Raw genomic sequence first — 21,694 nt, 5'->3', positions numbered from 1 at the left:
TTCCTGCGGTGGGCGCTGCCCGAGGTGGGGATGCTGGCGGTGCGCTCGCGCTTCACCGACCTGCTGACCTATGGGCTGCTGGGCGCGGCGATCGTGCTGCTGTCCCTGATGGCCCAGCCGGATCCGTGGGTCACCATCCCGTTCCTCGATGACGTGGTGCATTTCACGGTGCGCTAGCCGATCGCGTGGAACGGCGGCCCGTCCTCTCCCCCGTGGAAGGACGGGCCGCCGTCGTTGTGGCCGGATCCCAGCGGTCCGGCGGCGGTCCGCCCTCTCCCCCGAAGAAGGACGGACCGCCTGGTAGACAGGGTTGTGTGTGGGCTGTGCCCAATCAATGATCGTCAGGGCCCTGTGGCTCGGAAGTGACCGTTCCGGTACGAGGTCTCGGCTGTGCAACGACGAGCCGGGCGCAGGGAAGTGCGCACCCATGCGTGAAACGCTCCGATGCGCCCCCGCCCCAAGCCCCGACATCCCAGGGCAAGGCGCCCCTTTGGGTGGTCGGCCCGCGGTCCGGTGACGCCAACGGCGGTCGTGCGGTGGGTGATCGACGGATACGCGCGGGCCGCGCAGGTGGGCACGGGGCAGGGGGCGGGCTCCCGGCGCCCCGTCAGGGCTGGTCGGGGGCCGGGGAGCCGGACGGAGGCAGGCCGTGCGCCGAGACCGTTCGCGGGAACCGAGGGGCCGTTCGGGGGAATTCGGAGGCGGGGGGAATGAGCCGGGGGAATCGGGGCAGACGCTGCCCGAGCCCCCCACGGGTGACGCACTGGGCGGCCGCCTGCACTCCCCCTCCTGGCAGGCGGCCGCCAGGGTGCGTGGTCAGCTGGTTCAGCCGGGTCAGCCGGAAACCACGCGGTGAGCGGTTACACAATGGCCCGAGAGGACCTGGGCCAGGTGCCGTCGGATAGCCTGACGCAGGTATCTCGACACCAAGAGATCTTGGACTGACAACTCAGCGCAGGAGACCGCCATGACCCGCACTCCCGTCACCGTCACCGTCACCGGCGCGGCCGGCCAGATCGGCTACGCGCTGCTCTTCCGCATCGCCTCCGGTCAGCTCCTCGGCGCGGACGTGCCGGTCACACTGCGTCTCCTGGAGATCCCGCAGGGGCTGAAGGCCGCCGAGGGCACCGCGATGGAACTCGACGACTGTGCCTTCCCGCTGCTCCAGGGCATCGACATCTCCGACGACCCGAACGTGGCCTTCGACGGTGCGAACGTCGCCCTGCTGGTCGGCGCCCGCCCGCGGACCAAGGGCATGGAGCGCGGCGATCTGCTGGAGGCCAACGGCGGCATCTTCAAGCCGCAGGGCAAGGCCATCAACGACCACGCCGCGGACGACATCAAGGTCCTGGTCGTGGGCAACCCGGCCAACACCAACGCGCTCATCGCACAGGCCGCCGCGCCGGACGTACCGGCCGAGCGCTTCACCGCGATGACCCGCCTGGACCACAACCGCGCCCTGTCCCAGCTCTCGAAGAAGACCGGCGCCCCGGTCTCCGAGATCAAGAAGCTGACGATCTGGGGCAACCACTCCGCCACCCAGTACCCGGACGTCTTCCACGCCGAGGTCGCGGGCAAGAACGCCGCCGAGGTCGTCAACGACGAGCAGTGGCTGGCGGACACCTTCATCCCGACCGTCGCCAAGCGCGGCGCCGCGATCATCGAGGCGCGCGGCGCCTCCTCGGCCGCTTCCGCCGCCAACGCCGCCATCGACCACGTCTACACCTGGGTCAACGGCACCGCCGCCGGCGACTGGACCTCCGCCGGTGTGGTCTCCGACGGCTCGTACGGGGTGCCGCAGGGCCTGATCTCCTCCTTCCCGGTCACCGCCAAGGACGGGAAGTTCGAGATCGTCCAGGGCCTGGACGTCAACGAGTTCTCGCGGACCCGCATCGACGCGTCGGTGAAGGAGCTGGAGGAGGAGCGCGAGGCCGTGCGGAACCTCGGCCTGATCTGACGCACCTCACCACGACCGCGTCCGAAGGGTCACATTCCGGTATGCGCACCGGGGTGTGGCCCTTCGGCCGTTCACCGGCGGACGACCGGCCGATGACCGGTCGGCCGCTCGACCGGTTCCGCCTTCGGATCGCGTGAGCCGTCCCACTTTTTCTTGCGGATCAGGCATAGGTTCCGGCCTTCCGGTTAGGGGTCCATGTTGCTGGCCTGGACCAGTGGCAAAGCTCGCGGAACCGGAAGGCAGAGGATTACGTGTCGGCAGCCGAGACCATTCATGTGGACGGGGTGTGGCGGGCGGCCGCATCCGGCGCGCAGCGGGAGGTTCTCGACCCCGCCGACGCCAAGACCCTCGCCGTCGTCTCCGAGGGGGGCGTCGAGGACACCGACGCGGCGGTGGCGGCCGCGCGTCGCGCCTTCGACCAGGGGCCCTGGCCCCGGACGCCGGTGGCCGAGCGGGCGGCGCTGCTGCGCCGCGTCGCCGAGCTGCTGCAGCGCGACCGCGAGACGATCGCGCTCACCGAGAGCCGTGACACCGGCAAGACCCTGGAGGAGGGCCGGGTCGACGTCGACGACGTGACCAACGCCTTCCGCTACTTCGCCGACCTGGCCGCGGGCGAGTCGGCCGGGCGCGTCATCGACGCGGGCAGCCCCGATGTGCACAGCGTCGTGGTCCATGAACCGGTCGGCGTCTGCGCGATGATCACCCCCTGGAACTATCCCTTGCTCCAGGCCAGTTGGAAGGTCGCCCCGGCGCTGGTCGCCGGGAACACTTTTGTGATCAAGCCCAGCGAAGTGACCCCGCTGTCCACCGTCCATCTGGTCAAGCTGCTGGTCGAGGCCGGGCTGCCGGCCGGGGTGGCCAACCTGGTCACCGGCGCGGGCGACCCCGTGGGCGCCCGGCTGTCCGAGCACCCCGATGTGGACCTGATCTCCTTCACCGGTGGCCTCGTCAGCGGCACCAAGGTCGCGCAGGCCGCCGCCCCGACGGTCAAGAAGGTCGCGCTGGAGCTCGGCGGCAAGAACCCCAATGTGGTCTTCGCCGACGCCTGCGCCACCGCCGAGGGCTTCGACACCGCCGTCGACCAGGCCCTGAACGCCGCCTTCATCCACAGCGGCCAGGTCTGCTCGGCCGGCGCCCGGCTGATCGTCGAGGAATCGGTGCGGGAGCGGTTCGTGGCCGAACTCGCCCGCCGCGCGGAGAAGATCAAGCTGGGCCGCGGTACCGAGGACGGTGTCGAATGCGGTCCGCTGGTCTCGGCCCAGCAGCTGGACAAGACCGAGGCGTATGTGGCGTCCGCCCTGGCGGAGGGCGCGCTGCTGCGCTGCGGCGGCAAGCAGCCGGAGCCCAGCGAGGTCCGCCCGGCCACCGGTTACTTCTATCTGCCCACCGTTCTCGACCAGTGCCACCGTCAGATGCGGGTGGTGCGCGAGGAAACGTTCGGTCCGATCGTGACGGTCGAGTCCTTCCAAACCGAGGAGGAGGCCGTCACACTCGCCAATGACACGGAGTACGGACTGGCCGGCGCCGTCTGGTCCGCCGACACCGCGCGGGCGCGGCGCGTCGCCGCCCGGCTGCGGCACGGCACCGTGTGGATCAACGACTACCACCCCTACCTTCCGCAGGCCGAATGGGGCGGTTTCGGCAAGTCCGGGGTCGGGCGCGAGCTCGGTCCCGCGGGCCTTGACGAATACCGCGAGACCAAGCACGTCTACGAGAACCTGCGGCCGAGCCCGGTGCGCTGGTTCGCCGGCTGACACCCCCGCCGCCGGCCCGGAGGAGTGCGGCTGGGCCCGGACCCGTCCCCCGGGGTCCGGACCAGCCGGGCCCGCACACGGTGACCGGCGGCCGAAGCCCGTGGCCATCGAGGCACCCGGCACCACCCCCCATACCCAGGGGCGGCAGCCCCCGGCCCGCGCACCGCGCGGGCCGTCTGGGTAAGACCCCGAGGAGTAACCCCACCATGTCCGAACCTGTCGCATACGACTACGTCGTCATCGGCGGCGGCACCGCAGGGTCGGTGATCGCTTCCCGGCTCACCGAGGACCCGGACATCCGTGTCGCCGTCATCGAGGGCGGACCGTCCGATGTCGACCGGCCCGATGTGCTCACGCTGCGCCGCTGGCTCGGGCTGCTCGGCGGCGACTTGGACTACGACTACCCCACCACCGAGCAGCCACGCGGGAATTCACATATCCGGCACAGCCGGGCGCGGGTGCTCGGGGGGTGCTCCTCGCACAACACCCTGATCTCCTTCAAGCCGCTGCCGGGTGACTGGGACGAGTGGGCCGAGGCCGGGGCCGAGGGCTGGGACGCGGAGTCCATGGACCCGTACTTCCACCGGCTGCGCAACCACATCGTCCCGGTGGACGAGAAGGACCGGAACCCGATCGCGCGGGACTTCGTCGAGGCCGCCCAGGCCGCCGCCGGGGTGCCGCGCGTCGAGGGGTTCAACAAGAAGCCGTTCCACGAGGGCGTCGGCTTCTTCGACCTCGCCTACCACCCGGAGAACAACAAGCGTTCCTCGGCGTCGGTCGCCTATCTGCACCCGTTCCTGGACCGGCCCAACCTCCATCTGATGCTGGAGACCTGGGCGTACCGGCTGGAGCTGGACGACACCGGCCGGGCCACCGGTGTCCATGTCCGCACCAAGGACGGCGAGGAGGTCTTCGTCCGGGCCGGGACCGAGGTGCTGGTCTGCGCGGGCGCCGTGGACACCCCGCGGCTGCTGATGCACTCCGGCATCGGGCCCAGGGCCGATCTGGAGGCGCTGGGCATCCCCGTCGTCCACGATCTGCCGGGCGTCGGCGAGAACCTGCTCGACCACCCGGAGTCGGTGATCGTATGGGAGACGGACGGCCCGATCCCGGACAACTCCGCGATGGACTCCGACGCGGGCCTGTTCATCCGGCGGGACCCCGAATCCCGGGGCCCTGACCTGATGTTCCACTTCTACCAGATCCCCTTCACCGACAATCCGGAGCGGCTGGGCTACGAAAAGCCCGAGCACGGCGTGTCGATGACCCCCAACATCCCCAAGCCCCGCAGCCGCGGCCGGCTCTACCTCACCAGCGCCGACCCGTCCGTCAAGCCCGCCCTGGACTTCCGGTACTTCACGGACGAGGAGGACTACGACGGCCGCACGCTGGTCGACGGCATCCGCCTCGCGCGGGAGATCGCCAAGACCGAGCCGCTGGCGAGCTGGCTCAAGCGCGAGGTGTGTCCGGGCCCTCGGATCACCTCCGACGAGGAGATCAGCGAGTACGCCCGCAAGGTCGCGCACACCGTGTACCACCCGGCGGGCACCTGCCGTATGGGCGCCACGTCGGACGAACTCGCCGTGGTCGGCCCGGATCTGCGGATCCGGGGCCTGGACGGCGTCCGTATCGCCGACGCGTCCGTCTTCCCGACGATGCCGGCCGTGAACCCGATGATCGGAGTCCTGATGGTGGGCGAGAAGTGCGCTGAGCTGCTGGTCGAGGATCGTGATCGGGAACGGCGCCGGCCCGATGAGCGAGCCGCCGTCCTCGCGCCGGGAGGCGAGGCGTGATGGCGACGACCCTGGCCCCCGAGACCCCCGGCACCCCCAGGCCCCCCGAGGGCGGCGAACACGCCCCGGTGTTCTCCGTCCGCGACCTGTGGAAGGTCTTCGGCCCCAGGGCCGACCGGGTCCCCGGTTCCCCCGAGGCCGAGCTGCCCGCCGCGGAGCTGCGCGCCCGCACCGGCTGTACGGCCGCCGTGCGCGAGGTCTCCTTCGACGTCCAGCCGGGCGAGGTCTTCGTGGTCATGGGGCTGTCCGGCTCCGGCAAGTCCACCCTCGTGCGCTGTCTCACCCGGCTGATAGAGCCCACCTCCGGGACCTTGCAGATCGACGGCGAGGACGTGCTGGCCATGGACAAGGCCCGGCTGCGCGATCTGCGCCGGCACCGCGCCGCCATGGTCTTCCAGCACTTCGGACTGCTGCCGCACCGCTCCGTCCTGGACAACGTCGCCTACGGCCTGGAGATCCAGGGCGTCGGCAAGGCCGAACGCCGCGCCAAGGCGGCCGAGATGGTGGCGAAGGTCGGCCTCACCGGTCTCGAGCGCCGCCGCCCCGGACAGCTCTCCGGCGGTCAGCAGCAGCGGGTGGGCCTGGCCCGGGCGCTCGCCGTCGACCCCGAGGTGCTGCTCTTCGACGAGCCGTTCAGCGCGCTCGACCCGCTGATCCGCCGCGATATGCAGGAGGAGGTCATCCGGCTGCACCGCGACGAGGGCCGGACGATGGTGTTCATCACCCATGACCTCAGCGAGGCGCTGCGGCTCGGTGACCGGATCGCGCTGATGCGCGACGGCGGGATCGTGCAGCTCGGCACCCCGGAGGAGATCGTCGGCTCCCCGGCCGACGACTACGTACGGGACTTCGTCCGCGACGTACCGCGGGAGCAGGTGCTGACCGTGCGCCGCGCGATGCGCCCCGCCACGTCCGACGAGCAGGACGGCGGACCGGCGCTGGCCCCGGGCACCACCGTCGCCGACGCGATCGAGGCCGTGGCCCGCACCGGCGGTCCCGCCCGCGTCGTCGACGGCGGCCGTTGCCTGGGCGTCGTGGACCACGCCTGCCTGCTCAGCGTCGTCGCGGGCCTGGACGGCAAGGAGGTGGCCGCGGCATGAGCACCGCTTTGATCCCCTCCCCGCCGGGCGGGGCCGGGGGGCGCGGATGAGTGCCACCGCCACCCGGCCCGCCACCGGCCCCGCCACCGAGCCGCCCGGCACCGGGACGGCGGCGGCCGGAGCCCGCACGTCTCCGCTGCGCGCGGCCGTCCAGAGCCCGGCCGTCCGCAAGCTCGCGGTGCTCGTGGTGCTCGCCGCCGTACTGGTGCCGATCGCGCACGCCACATGGGCGAGCGGCAGCTGGCCGGGGGCGCTGACCGTCGATGTGTCCGAGCCGCTCGGCAAGGCCAGCGACTGGATCATCGACAACCGCGACAGCCACTGGATCTTCCTCTACTTCTTCGGCCACATCAGCAACGCGGTCATCATCTGCGTCCGCGCCGTCTACGTCGTTCTGCTCACCCTCGGCTGGGCCGGGGTCACCGTCGCCTCGACGCTGGTGGCCTGGCGGGTCGCCGGGGTGCGGGTCGCGGTGACGACGGTGGTGTCCTTCGCCGTGTGCGGGCTGCTGGGCATGTGGGTGCCGACGATGCAGACCCTGGCGCTGATGGCCGTGGCGGTCACGGCGTCCGTCCTCGTCGGCGGGGCGCTGGGGCTGGCCGGCGGGCTCTCGGAGCGGGCGTTCCGGGCGCTGCGGCCGGTGCTGGACACCATGCAGGTGCTGCCCGCGTTCGCCTATCTGCTGCCCGTCGTGCTGATCTTCGGCATCGGCGTACCGGGCGCGGTACTGGCCACCGTGATCTACGCGGCGCCGCCGATGGCCCGGCTCACCGCGCTCGGCCTGCGCGGTGCGGACGCGGGGGTGCTGGAGGCGGTGACCTCGCTCGGCGCCACCTGGCGGCAGCGGCTGCTGTCGGCCCGGCTGCCGCTGGCCCGCAAGGAACTGCTGCTGGGCGTCAACCAGGCGATCATGATGGCGCTGTCCATGGCCGTGATCGCGTCGGTGATCGGCGGCGGCGGTCTCGGTGACCGCGTCTACCAGGCGCTGTCCAGCGTGGACGTCGGCAAGGCGCTCGCCGCCGGCCTGCCGATCGTGCTGCTCGCCGTCGTGATGGACCGCACCACGGCGTCGGCGGGCGAACGACTCGGCGAACCCCCGGCCGAGGACGGGCCCCGGCTGCTGCGCGGCTGGCCCGCCTGGGCGGGCGTCGCGGTGAGCACCGCGGTGGTGACCCTCGCCGGCCGGCTGGCCGGGTCCCAGACCTGGCCGACCGGCTGGACCGTCGCCGTCGAGGAGCCCGTCAACCAGTTCAAGGACTGGATGGTCGACCACCTCTACACGGGTGTGCCGGTCGTCGGCGGCACCGCCGAATGGGCCTCGCACTACGTCACCTGGATCCTGGACCCGCTGCGCGAGGGGTTGCAGGGCCTCCCGTGGTACGCGGTGCTGCTGATCGTCGCGGCGCTGGCCTGGCTGATCGGCACCTGGGCCACCGCCCTGACCGCGACCGCCGCCATGGCCGCGATCGGGGTGCTCGGGGTGTGGGAGCCGTCCATGGACACCCTCTCCCAGGTGCTGGCGGCCGTCTTCGTCACGCTGGTGCTCGGCTTCGCGATCGGCATCGCGGCCGCGCGGTCCACCCGGCTGGAGCGGCTGCTGCGGCCGGTGCTGGACGTGTGCCAGACCATGCCGCAGTTCGTGTACCTGATCCCGGTGGTCGCGCTGTTCGGCGTCGGACGCGCCCCGGCGGCGGCCGCGGCCATCGTCTACGCGCTGCCCGCCGTCATCCGGATCACCACCCAGGGGCTGCGCAACGTCGATCCGGCGGCGCTGGAGTCGGCGCGTTCGCTCGGCGCCACCCAGGGACAGCAGCTGCGCCAGGTCCAGCTCCCGCTGGCCCGCCCGGCGCTGCTGCTCGCCGTCAACCAGGGCGTGGTGCTGGTGCTGGCCGTGGTGATCATCGGCGGTCTGGTCGGCTCGGGCGCGCTCGGCTACGAGGTGGTGTTCGGCCTGGCACAGGGCGACCTGGCCACGGGGCTGGTCGCCGGCGCGGCGATCGTCTGCCTGGGGCTGATGCTCGACCGGGTCACCCAGCCGACCGCGCGCCGCGACAGGAAGGGGGCCTGAGATGGCTCGCACCCGCACTCAGCTGCTGATGGCCGCGGCCGGGATCACGGCCGTGTTCACCGCGACCGGCTGCGGCGCGGCGGACATGACCAAGCAGACCTCGCCGTACGCCAATGTGGGCGGTGCGAAGAGCGTCACGCTCTCGGTCCAGTCGTGGATCGGCGCCCAGGCCAATGTCGCGGTCGCCCAGTACCTGCTGGAGCACGAGCTGGGCTACCGCGTCGACACCGTGCAGGTGGACGAGGTGCCGGCGTGGGACGCGCTCAGCCAGGACCGGGTGGACGCGATCCTGGAGGACTGGGGCCACCCGGAGCAGGAGCGGCGCTACGTCAAGGACAAGAAGACGATCGTGCCGGGCGGCGGGCTCGGGGTCACCGGCCATATCGGCTGGTGGGTGCCGAAGTACTTCGCCGACGCCCATCCGGACGTGCTGAACTGGAAGAACCTCAACAAGTACGCGAAGACCTTCAAGACCGCGGAGAGCGGCGGCAAGGGCCAGCTGCTGGACGGCTCCCCGTCCTATGTCACCCATGACAAGGCGCTGGTGAAGAACCTGAAGCTGAATTACCAGATCGTCTTCGCGGGTTCGGAAGCGGCGCAGATCACCCAGATCAAGCAGTTCGCCAAGGCCAGGAAGCCGTTCCTGACCTACTGGTACGAACCGCAGTGGCTGTTCAACCAGGTGCCGATGGTCGAGGTCAAGCTGCCCACGTACACCGACGCGTGCGCGACCGAGGGCACCGAGGACCCCGCCACCATCGACTGCGCCTACCCGACCACACCGCTGCAGAAGTACCTCAACGCGGACTTCGCGCGGAAGGGCGGCGAGGCGGCGGCGTTCCTGAAGAAGTTCCACTGGACCAAGGCGGACCAGAACGAGGTGTCCGAGCTGATCGCCTCGAAGGGGATGACGGCCGAGGACGCCGCGGAGAAGTGGGTCAGGGAGCACCCGGACGTCTGGAAGAAGTGGCTGCCCTGAGCCCGGACCGGACTCAGGGCAGCCTGGGCAGTCGGGGCGCTCGGGCTACTTGAGGAAGCCGGCGGTGTCGAGCTCGATGCCAAGCGGTTCGGGGAGCGTCACCGGCTCCCCGAACGCCGCTCGGTGCTCGTCCCGGTAGCGGCCCTTGCCGTCCGGCGCGGAGTACACGGTCGTGGAGCCCTCGTGGTCGTGCGGGTCGATCAGGAGGTAGACCGGCACGCTGGAGTGGGCGTAGCCCTTCACCTTGGCCTGGAGGTCGCGCGCCCGGGTGGACGGCGATGTGATCTCGGCGACGAGCAGCACGTCATCCGCCTGGACCTGCCACTCCTCCATGCTCTTCAGCGCCTCCGACTCGCAGATGAGCAGGTCCGGGATGAAGCGCTCCTCTGTCGCGGGGAGGAAGACCGTGGCGGTGTTGGTAATGATCCAGTCTTCCGGTACCTCACGGTTGAGACGGCGCTGGAGTCGGCCGTAGATCCAGTTGTGAAAATTCGCAGGCGTCGGTGAGATGACGATCTCCCCCCCGATGAGTTCTGCTCGCATGCCATCCGGCAGCTCAAGCCGGGCGTGGAGGTCGAGCAGATCTTCGAACTCTTGGTCGGGCAGTGGCGCCGTCATCACGAGACCTCCCATGGGTGGGTCCCCCTTCTGGCTGTGTTGCCTTCGTGCCGTACTGCCAAAGCGGGGGCCTGTCACCATCATGCGCTACGCGATGGATCCGATGTCGGACGTCTGCCCCCGTCGCCCTCAACGACGACGGGGGCAGATGGTCACACCGTCGGCTTGTAGGCGCCGGGGATCATGCGGGTGGTCACGCCGATCCGGTTCCAGGCGTTGATGGTGAGAATCAGGGCGATCAGCTGGGCCAGCTCCCGCTCCTCGAAGTGCTTGGCGGCTCGCTCGTACACGTCGTCCGGGACGAAACCGTCGGTCAGGACGGTGACGGCCTCGGTCAGGGCGAGGGCGGCCTGCTCCTTCTCGGTGAAGAGGTGCCCGGCCTCCTCCCAGGCGTTGAGCAGGTGGAGGCGCTCCTCGGATTCGCCCGCCGCACGGGCGTCCTTGGTGTGCATGTCGAGGCAGAAGGCGCAGCGGTTGAGCTGCGAGGCACGGACCTTGACCAGCTCGGCCAGTGTCGGGTCGATGCCCTTCCTGGCGGCCGCGTCCAGGTTGACCATGGCCTTGTAGACCTCGGGGGCGGCCTTGGCGAACTGCATGCGGGGGCCGTGCGGGTGGGAAGTTCCGGTCGTCATGCCTCCACGCTAGAGGCCGGGCGGCCCAGGAGTATGGTCCATTTCCATGGCAGATTCCTGGGCCACTCCAAGGGGCGAACCCGGACAGCGGCGGGCGGGCGGCCCGGCCGGGCCGGGGGCGGATCTCCATCTGGACCTGCCGCGGGGCGGCGGGACCGGGGTGCGGGCCGCCCTCATCCGCGCCCTGCGCGACGCCGTCCGCACCGGGCGGCTCGCCCCGGGCACCCGGCTGCCCTCCTCCCGCTCCCTCGCCGCCGATCTCGGCATTGCCCGGAACACCGTCGCCGACGCCTATGGGGAGCTGGTGGCCGAGGGCTGGCTGACGGCCCGGCAGGGCTCGGGCACCCGGGTCGCCCGGCGCGTCGTACCGCCCGAGCCCGCGCCGCCGCGCACACCCCCGCTCGCCGCCTCCCGGCCCGCCTATGATCTGCGGCCCGGGTCGCCCGATGTCTCGGCCTTCCCCCGGTCCGCCTGGCTCTCCGCGGCCCGCCGCGCCCTCACCGCCGCGCCGAACGACGCCTTCGACTACGGCCGGCCCGCCGGACGGCCCGAGCTGCGGCGGGTCCTGTCCGACTACCTGGCGCGGGCCCGCGGAGTGCGGGCCGCGCCCGAACGGATCGTGATCTGCGCGGGGTTCGTCCAGGGGCTGGCCCTGCTCAGCCGGGTGCGGGCGAAGGCCGGACACCGTGAGGTGGCCGTGGAGTCCTACGGGCTCGACATCCACTGGAACGTGCTGCGCGGGGCCGGACTGCGCACCGTGCCGCTGCCGGTCGACCGGCAGGGGGCGCGGACGGCGGAGGTGGACCGGCTGCCGGGGACGCGGACCGTTCTGCTCACCCCGGCCCATCAGTTCCCCACCGGGGTGCCGCTGGTTGCCGACCGGCGCGCCGCCGTCGTCGACTGGGCCTCGCGGGTGGGCGGACTGGTGCTGGAGGACGACTACGACGGGGAGTTCCGCTACGACCGCCAGCCGGTCGGGGCGCTGCAGGGGCTGGACCCGGAGCATGTGGTCTATCTGGGCACCGCGAGCAAGAGCCTGGCGCCCGCGCTGCGGCTGGCGTGGATGGTGGTACCGGACCATCTGATGGACGACCTCCTGGCGGTCAAGGGGACGGGGGAGTGGCAGTCGGGGGCGCTGGACCAGCTGACGCTCGCGGAGTTCATCGACTCGGGGGCGTACGACCGTCATGTGCGCGGTATGCGGATGCGCTACCGGCGCCGCCGCGATCAGCTGGTGGCGGCGCTCGCCGCACGCGCCCCGGAGGTGCGGATCACGGGCATCGCGGCGGGGCTGCACGCGGTGCTCGAACTGCCGCCGGGCACCGAGTGGTCCGTGGTGCGGGGCGCGGCCTGGCAGGGCCTGGCGCTGGAGGGGCTGGCCCGCTACCGCTACCGCGAGGCGGAGCGGCCGGACGAGCCGGGGCCGGGCGGGCAGCCGGACGCGCTGGTGTTCGCCTACGGCGCCCCGCCCGAGCACGCCTTCCCGGGAGCCTTGGAGGCGCTGTGCCGGGTGCTGCCCTGACCCTGCCGTTCATATGTGCGACATCTCCCTTAAAGTGGCGGCACACGAACGGGGGAGGCACCGATGGCACCGAAGGTACGGAAAGCACCACGGCGGCTGCGGTCGAGCACGGTGATCCTGGGCGGCATGGGCGCGCTGGCGGCGGCGCTCACCTCCTGTGGGTCGGAACCGGACAAGCGTTGCGTGGACCGGAACAGCTATGACGCGCTGAAGGGTTACCGGGTCGTCGACTCCAGCGCCTGCAAGAACTCTTCGTCCGCCGCGGGCGGCAAGGGCAAGAAGAGCCGCGGTCAGAAGAGCGTCGACGGCGACTGGTACTACGACTCCGACGTCAGCGGCCGCTGGGCGGACTACGGCACCTTCGACAAGAGCAAGGCGGCCGACCGCGGCGGATTCGGCTGCTCGGGCTCCAGCGGCGGCTGAGCGGGCCGCCCCACGATGAAGCGCCACACCATCGACCCCCGCCCCGACTGGCAGTCCACGGTGGAGGAGCAGGGGGTCATCTATCCGCTGACCCGCTACCCGGACGGCTCGCTGCGCCCCTACTGGGACGAGAGCGCCTACTACGCCTTCTCGCTGCCCGAGGCCGAGGCACTGGAGGAGGTCGTCGAGGAGCTGCACCGGATGTCGCTGGCCGCGGCCGCCCATATCGTCAAGACCGGCCGCTTCGCCGACCTCGGCATCGACGATCCGCGGCTGGCCCGGCTGGTCGCCGAGTCCTGGCACCGCCGGGACGAACAGCCCAGCGTCTACGGCCGGTTCGACCTGCGCTACGACGGCACCGGCCCGGCGAAGCTGCTGGAGTACAACGCCGACACGCCCACCTCGCTGGTGGAGGCGGCCAGCGCCCAGTGGTTCTGGATGGAGGATCGCTTTCCGGGCGCGGACCAGTGGAACTCCCTCCATGAACGGCTGGTCGCCGCCTGGCGCACCCAGGCGGCGCTGCTGCCGCCGGGCACGCCCCTGTACTTCGCGCATTCGGCCGGGGACGAACTGGGCGAGGACCTGATGACGGTCGCCTACCTCCGGGAGACGGCCGACCAGGCGGGGCTGAGCACCGAGGCGATCTCCATGGAGGACATCGGCTGGGAACGGCTGTCGGGCCGCTTCGTCGACAAGCGCTTCCGCTTCATCCGCAGCTGCTTCAAGCTCTACCCCTGGGAGTGGCTGGTCTCCGACCGGTTCGGCCCGCATGTGCTGGACACGCTCGACAACGGGGGCGGCACCGGATCCACGCTGTGGATCGAACCGGCCTGGAAGATGCTGCTGTCCAACAAGGCGCTGCTGGCCGTGTTGTGGGAGCTGTTCCCCGGCCATCCGCATCTGCTGCCCGCCTATCTCGACGGCCCCCGGGAACTGGCCCGCACCACCGGCTACGTGGCCAAACCGCTGCTCGGCCGCGAGGGCGCCGGGGTCACCGTGCACCCGCCGGGCGAGGAGCCCGTCCTCCGCGACGAGCCGTGCTGCTACCAGGAGCTGGCGCCGCTGCCCGACTTCGACGGCAACCGGGTGGTGCTGGGCACCTGGGTCGTCGAGGACGAGGCGGCGGGGCTCGGCATCCGCGAGTCGGCGGGGCTGGTGACGGACGAGTACGCCCGCTTCGTACCGCATGTGATCCTCTGAGCCGCCCGGGGGCGCTACGCCGTGCGGGGTCGCTGCGCGGTGCGGGGGCGCTATGCCGTGCGGGGTCGCTACGCCGCACGGAGGCGGTACGCCGTGCGGGGGCGCTACGCGGTGCGGGGTCGCTGCGCGGTGCGGGGGCGCTATGCCGTGCGGGGTCGCTACGCCATGGAGAGGCGGTGAGCCGGAGAGGGGCGCCCAGCCGCGCGGGGCCACGGTGCCCGGTCGTGAGCCGTACGGCGTCACCGAGCTGTAGGGGATCATTCGGCCAGCACCGCCTCGAGCTGTCCCAGGGCCCACTTCAGGTCCTCCTGGCTGATCACCAGGGGCGGGGCGATCCGGATGGTGCTGCCATGGGTGTCCTTGACCAGCACCCCGCGGTCCATGAGCCGCTCGGAGATCTGCCGCCCGGTGCCCCGCGACGGATGGATGTCCACCCCCGCCCACAGCCCCCGGCCGCGCACTTCCTGGACCCCCTTTCCCAGGAGCAGCCCCAGCTCCTGGTGGAGCAGCTCGCCCAATGCGGCCGAGCGCCGCTGGAACTCCCCGGTCCGCACCATGGCGATGACCTCCAGGGCGACCGCGCAGGCCAGCGGGCTGCCGCCGAAGGTCGAGCCGTGCTCGCCGGGGCGGTGCACCCCGAGCACCTCCCGGGAGGACACCACCGCCGACACCGGCACCACCCCGCCGCCGAGCGCCTTGCCCAGCACATAGGCATCGGGGACCACGCCCTCGTGCTCACAGGCGAAGGTGGTGCCGGTGCGCCCGAGGCCCGACTGGATCTCATCGGCGATGAACAGGACGTTCCGCTCCCGGGTCAGCCTCCGGACCCCGGACAGATAGCCGGGCGGCGGCACCACCACGCCCGCCTCGCCCTGGATCGGCTCCAGCAGTACCGCCACCGTCTCCTCGGGGGCGGCGTCCAGCGTCTCCGCCATCGCCGCCAGGTCCCCGTACGGCACGATCGAGAACCCGGGGGTGAAGGGGCCGTGCTGGGCACGGGCCTCCGGATCGGTGGAGAAGCTGATGAGGGTGGTCGTCCGGCCGTGGAAGTTGTTCCCGGCGACGATGATCCTGGCCCGGCCGTCCGGTACGCCCTTGATCCGGTAGCCCCATTTGCGGGCGGTCTTGACCGCCGTCTCCACCGCCTCCGCCCCCGTGTTCATGGGCAGCACCATCTCCATACCGCACAGCTCCGCCAGCTCCGAGCAGAAGGCGCCGAACCGGTCGTGGTGGAACGCCCGGGAGGTGAGGGTGACCCGGTCCAGCTGAGCCTTGGCGGCCTCGATCAGCCGGGGGTTGCGGTGCCCGAAGTTGAGCGCCGAGTATCCGGCGAGCAGGTCGAGATACCGGCGGCCCCCGACATCGGTCATCCAGGAGCCCTCGGCGGAGGCGATGACGACCGGCAGCGGATGGTAGTTGTGCGCGCCGTGCGCTTCGGCGGCGGCGATGGCCCGCTCCGCGGAGTCTCCCGGTCCCATCTCGTCCTCCTTGTCTCACTAGCTAGAGTGGGGGTGCGCATCGTGACTGGCGAGCCGAGCGTGGAACCGACCACGAGGAAGCGATGCGCGGCCCCAGCGCCACGAGGTGCCGCCCGCCTGGGCACCCCGGGACACGACCGGACAGAGTCACCGATCGCCCCGGAGGACCCGATGAGCCTGCCCCTCTCCCATCCCGCCCTTCTCGCCGCCGACCCCGAACTCGCCTCCCTCGTCGGCGCCGAGGAGCTGCTGCAGTCCGAGACCCTGCGCCTGATCCCCAGCGAGAACTACGTCTCCGCCGCCGTCCTGGAAGCCTCCGGGACGGTGCTGCAGAACAAGTACAGCGAGGGCTATGCCGGCCGCCGCTACTACGAGGGCCAGCAGGTCATCGACCAGGTCGAGACCCTGGCGATCAACCGGGCCAAGGCCGTCTTCGGCACCGAGCACGCCAATGTCCAGCCCTACTCCGGATCGCCCGCCAACCTCGCTGTCTATCTGGCCTTCGCCCGGCCCGGTGACACCGTGATGGGTATGTCGCTGCCCATGGGCGGCCATCTCACCCACGGCTGGGGCGTCTCCGCGACCGGTGCGTGGTTCCGCGGTGTCCAGTACGGGGTGCGCCAGGACACCGGTGTGATCGACTTCGACCAGGTGCGCCAGCTGGCCCGCGAGGAGCGGCCCAAGCTGATCTTCTGCGGTGGCACGGCGGTGCCCCGCACGATCGACTTCGCCGCCTTCGCGGAGATCGCCCGCGAGGTGGACGCGGTGCTCGTCGCCGATATCGCGCATATCGCCGGTCTGATCGCGGGCGGCGCCCACCCCTCGCCCGCCCCGTACGCCGATGTCATCTCCACCACCACCCACAAGACGCTCCGGGGTCCGCGCGGCGCGATGCTGATGTCGCGCGAGACCCATGCCAAGGCCATCGACAAGGCCGTCTTCCCCGGGCTCCAGGGCGGCCCGCACAACCAGACCACCGCGGCCATCGCGGTGGCGCTGCACGAGGCCGCCCAGCCCGCCTTCCGTGACTACGCCCATGCCGTCGTCGCCAACGCCAGGGCGCTCGCCGAGGAACTGCTCGCCCGCGGCTTCGATCTGGTCTCCGGCGGCACCGACAACCATCTGATCCTGATGGACCTGACGCCCAAGGAGGTGCCGGGCAAGGTCGCCGCCAAGGCCCTGGACCAGGCCGGGATCGTGGTGAACTACAACACCGTCCCGTTCGACCCGCGCAAGCCCTTCGACCCTTCCGGTATCCGGATCGGCACTCCCTCCCTCACCTCGCGCGGACTGACCGCCGAGCACATGCCCGCCGTGGCCGACTGGATCGACCGCGGGGTGACCGCCGCGAAGAGCGGCGACGAGGGGGCCCTCGGCAAGATCAGGACCGAGGTGGCCGAGCTGATGGCCGCCTACCCGGCTCCCGGTCTGCCGACCGGCTGACGCCGCCCGCGGGGCCCTGCCCGGCCTCCAGGCCGGGCAGCGGCCCCCACCACTGCTCCTCCCGGATCCGGTCGTCGGCCACCGGCACCGGCAGGCCCACGATCCGGGCGATCACCCGCTCGACCAGCGTCTCCCCGCCCTCCGCCGGAACACCGTCCGTCCCCCGCACGTCGTGCGCCCCCGACATACCGTCCGTCCCCTGCACGCCGTGCGCCCGCGGTCCGTCGTCCGACGGGCGTCCGTCGTCCGCCGGGCGTCCGCCGGACGGCGGTATCTCCAGCGCCCGCCCGAGCGCCCGCAACTCGCCGGGCAGCCCTTCCTCGGCCATCTCCCGTGCCTCCCCACTCCGTCTCATCGGCTGTCTCCGAGGGCCCCAGCAGCCGCTCCAGCCGTTTCAGGGCGCGGCTCAGCCGCGATTTCACCGTGCCGCGAGGCCAGCCCAGCGCCTCCGCGGTCTCCCCCTCGTCCAGATCCAGCAGATAGCGATAGATCACCACCCGCCGCTGCGGCTCGCTCAGCTCCTCCAGCGCGGCCAGCAGCCGCCCCCGCCGCTCGCCCGCCAGCGCCACGGCCGCCGGATCGGCCGATTCCGGTATCACCGGCTCGGCCCCGGCCAGCAGAGCCCCTTCCCGGTCCGCCGCCGTGCGCCGCCGGCGAGCCGAGCGCACCGCGTTACTCGTCTCATGGGCGACGATCCGCAACAGCCAGGGCCGGAACGCCGCCTCGCTCTGGAACCGCCCCAGCGCGAGATACGCCTTCACAAAGGCGTCCTGCACCACATCCTCGGCATCCGCGCCCGCCCCCAGCAGCCGTGCCGTGCGGTGCGCGATCGGTGCATGGACCCGCACCAGCTCGGCGTACGCCTCGGTGTCGCCGGCCCGTACCCGCGCGATGATCTGTGCTTCACCCATCCTCACACCTTTCATACACCGGCGGACGGAGTCTGGTTCCACACCTGAGAGAATGGGTGTCATGGCCCTCGATCGTCCCCGTGCGCTCTCCGGTATCCAGCCCACCGCAGGTTCGTTCCACCTCGGCAACTACCTCGGCGCGATCCGGCAGTACGTCGCGTTGCAGGAGACCCACGACGCGTTCTACACCGTGGTCGACCTGCACGCGATCACCGTGCCGCAGGATCCGGCGGAGCTGCGCGCCAACAGCCGGCTCGCCGCCGCCCAGCTGCTCGCCTCCGGTCTGGACCCGGACCGCTGCACGCTCTTCATCCAGAGCCATGTGCCCGAGCACGCCCAGCTCGGCTGGGTGATGAACTGTCTCACCGGCTTCGGCGAGGCGTCCCGGATGACGCAGTTCAAGGACAAGTCGGCCAGGCACGGCGCCGACCGGGCCACCGTCGGCCTCTTCACCTACCCGATCCTGCAGGTCGCGGACATCCTGCTGTACCAGGCCAACCACGTCCCGGTCGGCGAGGACCAGCGCCAGCACATCGAGCTGACCCGCGATCTGGCCGACCGTTTCAACGGCCGCTTCGGCGAGACCTTCACCATCCCCGACCCGTACATCGTCAAGGAGACGGGGAAGATCTACGACCTCCAGGACCCGACGATCAAGATGAGCAAGTCGGCCTCCACGCCGAAGGGCATCATCAGCCTCCTGGACGAGCCCAAGGTCTCGGCGAAGAAGATCAAGAGCGCGGTGACCGACCTCGAGACCGAGATCCGCTTCGACGAGGAGAAGAAGCCGGGCGTCAGCAATCTGCTGACCATCTACTCCACGCTGACCGGCACCGGCATCCCGGAGTTGGAGCGCCGTTACGAGGGCAAGGGCTACGGCGCGCTCAAGACCGACCTCTCCGAGGTGCTGGTCGAATGGGTCACGCCGTTCCGCGAGCGGACCCAGGAATACCTCGCCGACCCCGCGACGTTGGACGGAATCCTGGCCAAGGGCGCCGACAAGGCCCGCGCCGTCGCCGCCGAGACGCTGGCCGCCGCCTACGACAAGGTGGGCTTCCTGCCCGCCGTGCGCTGAGCGGCACGCCGAGCGCCGTGCCCGCCGCCCGGTGAGCACGGCGCGCCCCGCGCACGTATGGCACGTGGACCCGCGCGGACAGCGGAACACACCGGTCCGGCCCCCTGACCAGGGGGTCCGTGGATCTGCGTGCCGGAGGACCGAGGAATCTAGCCGCGAAGGCGGCGCAGCCGCCACACTGACACGGGTGCAGCGGCCAGAACCAGCAGCCCGGGAGGGCCAGGAGGGAGAACGCAGTGGGGACCGTAACGCTCGGCGTTTCGATCGCGGTCCCGGAGCCGTACGGCAGCTTCCTCCAGGAGCGGCGCGCGGGCTTCGGGGACCCGGCCGCCCATGGCATCCCCACCCACGTCACCCTCTTGCCGCCGACCGAGGTCGACGCCTCGGTGCTGCCCGCCGTGGAGGACCACTTGGCCCGGGTCGCGGCCGAGGGGCGGCCGTTCCCGATGCGGCTGGAGGGCACCGGCACCTTCCGGCCGCTCTCGCCGGTCGTCTTCGTCAGGATCGTCGAGGGCGCGGAGGAGTGCGCGGTGCTGCAGGAGCGGATCCGGATGGAGTCCGGGCCGTGCGCACGTGAGCTCCAGTTCCCGTACCACCCGCATGTCACGATCGCGCACGGCATCGACGAGGAGGCGATGGACCGGGCGTTCATCGAGCTCAAGGAGTTCGAGGCCGCCTGGATGATCAACGGCTTCGCGCTGTACGAGCAGGGGGCGGACGGGGTCTGGCGCCTGGACCGCGAATACCCCTTCGGGGCGGACGAACGGCCGGAAGGCGTCCCGCCCGTGGTGCCCCGTCAGGCCGATCTCTCCCGCCCGGCGGCGCCTCACCGTTAGCCCGTCAGTCCCCCTGGCAGTCGATCGCTCACCGCCCGCCAGGCCCTCTCAGCTGGGCGCGTTCCCTTTCCCCCGGACTCCGGCCCCGCGCGCACGTGTCGCGCCGGGCGCCGCGCGGCCATGGGGTGAACTTCTCCACGCCCTCACCAAAAGAGCGATGAGCGGAGCGTCGCTCCGGGGAACCCGCATAGGCATCCGATCCGGGAACCCGGATAGGCGTCTGCGTAGCGCTCGCAGGTGCGCCGAGGAGTGAGAACGCGTGGAAGGGTAGTGGCTGAGCATGGAATCGTTGACCCGGCTGCCTGTCGTCGGCCCCGCGATCGCCTGGCTGAGGCACACCCACGCCTGGCGCACCTATGAACGGCTCGACCGCGTCCACTGGGCCCGGCTCGCCGCCGCGATCACCTTCACCAGCTTTCTCGCCTTCTTCCCGCTCATCGCCGTCGGGGCGGCGATCGGCGCGGCCACGCTCACCGAATCGCAGATGGCCCAGGTGCAGAAGAAGCTCGCCCAGCAGATTCCCGGTATCTCCGGCCAGCTCGACCTGGGCGGGCTGGTCCAGAACGCCGCCACCATCGGAGCCGTCGCGGGCGCGCTGCTGCTGTTCACCGGCATCAGCTGGGTGGGCTCGCTGCGCGAGTGCCTGCGCGCCGTATGGGAGCTGGAGGAGGACCCGGGCAATCCGGTGATGCGCAAGGTCAAGGACGCCTTCATCCTGGTCGGGCTGGGCGGGGTGGCCCTCGTCTCGTTCGCCGTGTCCACCCTGGCCGCCACCGCCGTGGGCCGGGTCGCCCGGCTCATCGGCATCCCCGAGGATGGGATCGGCGGCTGGCTGCTGCGCATCGCCGCGTTCGCGACCGCCGTCGGCGCCGACTTCCTGCTGCTGTGCTACGTCCTGACCTGGCTGCCCGGTGTGGAGCCGCCCCGCCGTACGGTCGTGATCGCCGCACTCATCGGCGCGATCGGCTTCGAACTGCTCAAGCTGCTGCTCAGCAGCTATCTCAAGGGGGTGGCGGCCAAGAGCATGTACGGGGCGTTCGGCGTGCCCATCGCCCTGCTGCTGTGGATGAACTTCACCGCGAAACTCACGCTGTACTGCGCGGCGTGGACCGCCACGCCGCCCGCCGCCCAGGCCGAGTGCGAGGCCGAATGGGCGGCCGAGGCGGACAAGGCCCAGCCGTCCGGGCCGGAGACCGAAGACCCCCGGCCCGACGGGCGGGAGGCCGAAGACCCCCGGCCCAGCGGGCGGGAGGGCCCACCGGCGGCGGCGTGACGACGGACGGCGGGGCCGTGTGGCGAGCCCCCGGGATGACGGCCCCGGGGATGACCGTCCCCCAGGATGACCGCCCCCGGGATGACCGACTCATGCTGACCGGCTCGGGTGACCGCCTTGGGGCGACCGCCTCGGGGTTGCGACCGTAAGGCGACGCTGGTGTCCGTAAGGCGCCCCCGGCGGCCCCGGCGCCCCGGTAACCCCGGCGGCCGTCAGGCGACGGCCTCCAGGCCACCTGGCGTCTCAGGCGACCGTGGCGGCCTTGAGACGACGACCACGGTGACGACCACGGCGACGGTGACGGTGACGACCACGGTGACCGCGTAGGAACCCGGCGACGGCGGACGACCACGACCACGGCGACGGCCGTAAGGCGGCGGCAAGGCGGCGAGGCGGCACGACCTCGGGGCGCAGGGCCTACGGCGGCTCAGTCGCGCGAGCGCCGCCGCACCAGCTCCGGCAGCGGCCAGCGGCGGTGCACTCCGAAGGCCACCGCGCCCAGCAGCGCCAGTGAGCCGCCCGTGATGCCCACCGCCGTCCACATACCGCTGGAGCTCCCGTTGGCCGTCGAGACGGACGCCTGGGCGCCCTTACGGCTGTCCTCACCATCGGCCGACGAGTGGCTCGCGCCC

At 71.6% G+C, this 21,694-nt stretch carries 18 protein-coding genes, 2 pseudogenes and 1 riboswitch; of the genes and pseudogenes, 14 read left to right on the top strand and 6 right to left on the bottom strand.

Annotation, left to right across the window (positions count from 1 at the left end; translation table 11 throughout):
- From AXW62_RS40490 to AXW62_RS05220, 7 genes are all read left to right on the top strand, one after another.
- A partial coding sequence (locus tag AXW62_RS40490; RefSeq protein ID WP_159060815.1) for a DUF3017 domain-containing protein occupies window positions 1–177 on the top strand: 177 nt, incomplete at its 5' end.
- A 790-nt stretch (window positions 178–967) separates the two neighbouring features.
- The gene (locus AXW62_RS05245; protein ID WP_030828634.1) at window positions 968–1,957 is read left to right on the top strand and encodes a malate dehydrogenase; all 990 of its coding nucleotides are present in this window, start codon (window positions 968–970) and stop codon (window positions 1,955–1,957) included.
- A 251-nt stretch (window positions 1,958–2,208) separates the two neighbouring features.
- Window positions 2,209–3,711 (top strand): aldehyde dehydrogenase family protein, encoded by a 1,503-nt coding sequence (locus AXW62_RS05240; protein ID WP_060943452.1) that lies wholly within the window; start codon window positions 2,209–2,211, stop codon window positions 3,709–3,711.
- A 206-nt stretch (window positions 3,712–3,917) separates the two neighbouring features.
- Window positions 3,918–5,504, top strand: coding sequence for a GMC family oxidoreductase (locus AXW62_RS05235; protein ID WP_060943451.1), 1,587 nt, complete (start codon window positions 3,918–3,920; stop codon window positions 5,502–5,504).
- Complete coding sequence (locus tag AXW62_RS05230; RefSeq protein WP_102884930.1) at window positions 5,504–6,604, top strand: quaternary amine ABC transporter ATP-binding protein; 1,101 nt, start codon at window positions 5,504–5,506, stop codon at window positions 6,602–6,604. Before AXW62_RS05235 ends, AXW62_RS05230 begins: the two co-directional genes overlap by 1 nt.
- A gap of 46 nt (window positions 6,605–6,650) precedes the next feature.
- Window positions 6,651–8,672 (top strand): ABC transporter permease, encoded by a 2,022-nt coding sequence (locus tag AXW62_RS05225; RefSeq protein WP_060943450.1) that lies wholly within the window; start codon window positions 6,651–6,653, stop codon window positions 8,670–8,672.
- A 1-nt stretch (window position 8,673) separates the two neighbouring features.
- Window positions 8,674–9,651, top strand: a complete 978-nt coding sequence (locus AXW62_RS05220) for an ABC transporter substrate-binding protein (protein ID WP_060943449.1) — start codon at window positions 8,674–8,676, stop codon at window positions 9,649–9,651.
- 45 nt (window positions 9,652–9,696) lie between these two features.
- Here the strand turns inward: AXW62_RS05220 and AXW62_RS05215 are convergent, their stop codons facing one another.
- Together AXW62_RS05215 and AXW62_RS05210 are read right to left on the bottom strand one after the other, a co-directional pair.
- On the bottom strand, window positions 9,697–10,284 hold the full coding sequence (locus AXW62_RS05215; RefSeq protein ID WP_060952806.1) for a Uma2 family endonuclease: 588 nt from the start codon (window positions 10,282–10,284) through the stop codon (window positions 9,697–9,699).
- Between the two features lie 137 nt (window positions 10,285–10,421).
- On the bottom strand, window positions 10,422–10,901 hold the full coding sequence (locus AXW62_RS05210) for a carboxymuconolactone decarboxylase family protein (RefSeq protein WP_060943447.1): 480 nt from the start codon (window positions 10,899–10,901) through the stop codon (window positions 10,422–10,424).
- Window positions 10,902–10,947: 46 nt separating this feature from the next.
- Between AXW62_RS05210 and pdxR the strand changes: the two genes are divergently transcribed.
- The 3 genes from pdxR to AXW62_RS05195 all read left to right on the top strand — a co-directional run bounded on the left by pdxR (window position 10,948) and on the right by AXW62_RS05195 (window position 14,046).
- Window positions 10,948–12,423 carry a MocR-like pyridoxine biosynthesis transcription factor PdxR gene (gene pdxR / locus AXW62_RS05205; protein ID WP_060943446.1) on the top strand — a complete coding sequence of 492 codons (1,476 nt, stop codon included), beginning with the start codon at window positions 10,948–10,950 and terminating at the stop codon, window positions 12,421–12,423.
- 63 nt (window positions 12,424–12,486) lie between these two features.
- On the top strand, window positions 12,487–12,846 hold the full coding sequence (locus AXW62_RS05200; protein WP_060943445.1) for a hypothetical protein: 360 nt from the start codon (window positions 12,487–12,489) through the stop codon (window positions 12,844–12,846).
- A 15-nt stretch (window positions 12,847–12,861) separates the two neighbouring features.
- Window positions 12,862–14,046: a glutathionylspermidine synthase family protein gene (locus tag AXW62_RS05195; RefSeq protein ID WP_060943444.1), complete on the top strand. Its 1,185-nt coding sequence runs from the start codon at window positions 12,862–12,864 to the stop codon at window positions 14,044–14,046.
- Window positions 14,047–14,303: 257 nt separating this feature from the next.
- On the opposite strand, the gene rocD is transcribed toward AXW62_RS05195, so the two are convergent.
- Entirely contained in the window at window positions 14,304–15,524 is a 1,221-nt protein-coding gene (rocD, locus tag AXW62_RS05190; protein WP_060943443.1) for an ornithine--oxo-acid transaminase, read from the bottom strand.
- Between the two features lie 32 nt (window positions 15,525–15,556).
- Window positions 15,557–15,654, top strand: a riboswitch (ZMP/ZTP riboswitch).
- 41 nt (window positions 15,655–15,695) lie between these two features.
- Between rocD and glyA the strand changes: the two genes are divergently transcribed.
- Window positions 15,696–16,967: a serine hydroxymethyltransferase gene (glyA, locus tag AXW62_RS05185; protein WP_060943442.1), complete on the top strand. Its 1,272-nt coding sequence runs from the start codon at window positions 15,696–15,698 to the stop codon at window positions 16,965–16,967.
- Here glyA and AXW62_RS45510 read toward each other — a convergent pair.
- Window positions 16,906–17,295 (bottom strand): hypothetical protein, encoded by a 390-nt coding sequence (locus tag AXW62_RS45510; RefSeq protein WP_060943441.1) that lies wholly within the window; start codon window positions 17,293–17,295, stop codon window positions 16,906–16,908. The two genes, glyA and AXW62_RS45510, sit on opposite strands and share 62 nt — an antisense overlap.
- A 16-nt stretch (window positions 17,296–17,311) precedes the next feature.
- A pseudogene (locus AXW62_RS45505) lies at window positions 17,312–17,863 on the bottom strand (RNA polymerase sigma factor); the annotation flags it as partial.
- Window positions 17,864–17,939: 76 nt separating this feature from the next.
- Here AXW62_RS45505 and trpS point away from each other — a divergent pair.
- The 3 genes from trpS to AXW62_RS05165 all read left to right on the top strand — a co-directional run bounded on the left by trpS (window position 17,940) and on the right by AXW62_RS05165 (window position 21,062).
- On the top strand, window positions 17,940–18,953 hold the full coding sequence (gene trpS / locus AXW62_RS05175; protein WP_060943453.1) for a tryptophan--tRNA ligase: 1,014 nt from the start codon (window positions 17,940–17,942) through the stop codon (window positions 18,951–18,953).
- Window positions 18,954–19,189: 236 nt separating this feature from the next.
- Window positions 19,190–19,789, top strand: coding sequence for a 2'-5' RNA ligase family protein (locus AXW62_RS05170; protein ID WP_060943440.1), 600 nt, complete (start codon window positions 19,190–19,192; stop codon window positions 19,787–19,789).
- Between the two features lie 280 nt (window positions 19,790–20,069).
- Entirely contained in the window at window positions 20,070–21,062 is a 993-nt protein-coding gene (locus tag AXW62_RS05165) for a YihY/virulence factor BrkB family protein (protein WP_060943439.1), read from the top strand.
- Between the two features lie 427 nt (window positions 21,063–21,489).
- On the opposite strand, the pseudogene AXW62_RS05160 reads toward AXW62_RS05165, so the two are convergent.
- Window positions 21,490–21,694 (bottom strand): annotated as a pseudogene (locus AXW62_RS05160) (D-alanyl-D-alanine carboxypeptidase); the annotation flags it as partial.

The organism is Streptomyces hygroscopicus subsp. hygroscopicus, from assembly GCF_001553455.1.
Lineage (GTDB): Bacteria > Actinomycetota > Actinomycetes > Streptomycetales > Streptomycetaceae > Streptomyces > Streptomyces hygroscopicus.
This window is presented reverse-complemented; position numbering and strand designations above follow the sequence as displayed.

Coding starts and splice junctions, on each gene's coding strand:
- AXW62_RS05210 (WP_060943447.1), bottom strand. CDS start 10,901: ATGACGACCGGAACTTCCCACCCGCACGGCCCCCGCATGCAGTTCGCC.
- AXW62_RS05195 (WP_060943444.1), top strand. CDS start 12,862: ATGAAGCGCCACACCATCGACCCCCGCCCCGACTGGCAGTCCACGGTG.
- AXW62_RS45510 (WP_060943441.1), bottom strand. CDS start 17,295: ATGGCCGAGGAAGGGCTGCCCGGCGAGTTGCGGGCGCTCGGGCGGGCG.
- AXW62_RS05220 (WP_060943449.1), top strand. CDS start 8,674: ATGGCTCGCACCCGCACTCAGCTGCTGATGGCCGCGGCCGGGATCACG.
- AXW62_RS05225 (WP_060943450.1), top strand. CDS start 6,651: ATGAGTGCCACCGCCACCCGGCCCGCCACCGGCCCCGCCACCGAGCCG.
- AXW62_RS05165 (WP_060943439.1), top strand. CDS start 20,070: ATGGAATCGTTGACCCGGCTGCCTGTCGTCGGCCCCGCGATCGCCTGG.
- AXW62_RS05215 (WP_060952806.1), bottom strand. CDS start 10,284: ATGGGAGGTCTCGTGATGACGGCGCCACTGCCCGACCAAGAGTTCGAA.
- AXW62_RS05230 (WP_102884930.1), top strand. CDS start 5,504: ATGGCGACGACCCTGGCCCCCGAGACCCCCGGCACCCCCAGGCCCCCC.
- trpS (WP_060943453.1), top strand. CDS start 17,940: ATGGCCCTCGATCGTCCCCGTGCGCTCTCCGGTATCCAGCCCACCGCA.
- AXW62_RS05200 (WP_060943445.1), top strand. CDS start 12,487: ATGGCACCGAAGGTACGGAAAGCACCACGGCGGCTGCGGTCGAGCACG.
- rocD (WP_060943443.1), bottom strand. CDS start 15,524: ATGGGACCGGGAGACTCCGCGGAGCGGGCCATCGCCGCCGCCGAAGCG.
- glyA (WP_060943442.1), top strand. CDS start 15,696: ATGAGCCTGCCCCTCTCCCATCCCGCCCTTCTCGCCGCCGACCCCGAA.
- AXW62_RS05235 (WP_060943451.1), top strand. CDS start 3,918: ATGTCCGAACCTGTCGCATACGACTACGTCGTCATCGGCGGCGGCACC.
- AXW62_RS05245 (WP_030828634.1), top strand. CDS start 968: ATGACCCGCACTCCCGTCACCGTCACCGTCACCGGCGCGGCCGGCCAG.
- pdxR (WP_060943446.1), top strand. CDS start 10,948: ATGGCAGATTCCTGGGCCACTCCAAGGGGCGAACCCGGACAGCGGCGG.